Source organism: Pseudomonas sp. 2822-17 (genome assembly GCF_002742485.1).
Lineage (GTDB): Bacteria > Pseudomonadota > Gammaproteobacteria > Pseudomonadales > Pseudomonadaceae > Aquipseudomonas > Aquipseudomonas cyclaminis.
Window position 1 is genome coordinate 1 of sequence record NZ_LJRZ01000943.1, and the last position, 234, is coordinate 234.

A 234-nucleotide genomic window follows, 5' to 3' on the forward strand; every position below is an offset into this window, starting at 1 on the left:
CTATGGGATAACCGAATATCTTCTTCAAGAAATAGATCCATCTCTAGTAAAGCTCTATCGTGTACATATACTTCAAAAACGCCTTCTTCATCACTATGGTCAGGTTCTCTTCCTTGTACTAGATTAATATTTTCTTCAAAGCCTGATAGGGACCTTAAGTAGACGTTCCTCAAAACTGAATCTGTTGACTCGCGCTCTCCTTGTAGAACGATGGAGGTAAGCATGGTCTCAGAT

The 234-nt window shown here is 39.7% G+C and carries 1 protein-coding gene; it reads right to left on the reverse strand.

Annotated features, from left to right (window positions below; all coding sequences use genetic code 11):
• Positions 1-224 (reverse strand): hypothetical protein (locus AOA60_RS33700; protein WP_218241008.1); only part of this gene is annotated, 224 nt, incomplete at its 3' end.
• Positions 225-234: the final 10 nt, after the last annotated feature.